Source organism: Streptomyces hirsutus, assembly GCF_001418415.1.
Lineage (GTDB): Bacteria > Actinomycetota > Actinomycetes > Streptomycetales > Streptomycetaceae > Streptomyces > Streptomyces hirsutus.
On record NZ_LIQT01000734.1, the window covers coordinates 1 to 1,334 of the forward strand.

Here is a 1,334-nt window from a genome sequence, read left to right on the forward strand (position 1 = left end):
GTTGCTCGCGTCCACTGTGTTAGTTCTGAGACAACGAACAGTTGTCGGCTTTGAGCAGAACATAAAAGAAAAGTGTGCTTGTTCGCTCGAAACCATTAGGGTTTCGGTGGTCATAGCGTAGGGGAAACGCCCGGTTACATTCCGAACCCGGAAGCTAAGCCTTATTGCGCCGATGGTACTGCAGGGGGGACCCTGTGGGAGAGTAGGACGCCGCCGAACAATCTTTGGAAGGACCCCTGGTCACCAGCGTTCAGCTGGGGCCAGGGGTCCTTTTTTATTTTCTGGAGCGCGTCGGATGTCCGACCGCGCGAGAATATTTGCAGTACCTAAGACAGGAGTCACCGATGTCCACCAACTCTCCCGACGACCGACCGGAGCGCGACCAGCGGCGACGGGACAGTGGTGACCGTTCGGACCGAGGCGGCCCGCGGAGCGCCGGCCCACGTCGATCCAGCGACCGCGACCGTGGGGTCCGTCGGGACGATCGGCGTGACGACCGAGGTGCCGGCCGACCGGAGCGGGGCGGTTTCCGCGGCCGGGACGACAGCCGCGGTGACAGCCGTGGCGGTGAGCGGGGCGGTTACCGCGGGCGTGATGACAGCCGGGGCGGGGACCGGGGCGCTGACCGTGGTGGCTTCCGTCGCGACGACAGCCGTGGCGACAGCCGTGGCGGTGAGCGGGGCGGCTTCCGGCGTGATGACAACCGCAGTGGTGGCGAGCGGGGCGGATACCGTGGCCGTGATGACAGTCGCGGCGGGGACCGGGGCGCTGACCGTGGTGGGTTCCGTCGGGACGACAGCCGTGGCGACACCCGTGGTGGCGAGCGGGGCGGTTACCGCGGCCGGGACGACCACCGCGGTGGTGACCGTAGTGGGTTCCGTCGGGACGACAGTCGCGGCGGGGACCGGGGCGCTGACCGTGGCGGCTTCCGTCGCGACGACACCCGTGGCGACAGCCGTGGCGGCGAGCGGAGCGGATACCGCGGCCGGGACGACCACCGCGGTGACCGGGGCGGCTTCCGGCGTGATGACAACCGCGGTGGCGGCGAGCGTGGCGGATACCGCGGGCGTGATGACAGCCGTGGCGGGGACCGTGGTGGCTTCCGTCGCGACGACACCCGTGGCGACAGCCGACGTGACGATCGCCGGGACGATCACCGTGGCGAGCGCCGAGATGACCGACGTGATGATCGCCGAGATGACCGACGTGATGATCGTCGGGATGACCGGCGCAGTGACGACCGTGGCGACCGGGGCGGTTTCCGCGGCCGGGACGACCACCGCGGTGGTGACCGCAGTGGGTTCCGTCGGGACGACAGTCGCGGCGGGGACCGG

At 69.0% G+C, this 1,334-nt stretch carries 1 rRNA gene and 1 pseudogene; both read left to right on the forward strand.

Going from position 1 to position 1,334, the window contains the following annotated elements:
- Nucleotides 1-102: 102 nt before the first annotated feature.
- Nucleotides 103-219 (forward strand): 5S ribosomal RNA (gene rrf, locus AOK11_RS38035).
- Between the two features lie 270 nt (nucleotides 220-489).
- Nucleotides 490-1,334, forward strand: a pseudogene (locus AOK11_RS41300) (hypothetical protein); the annotation flags it as partial.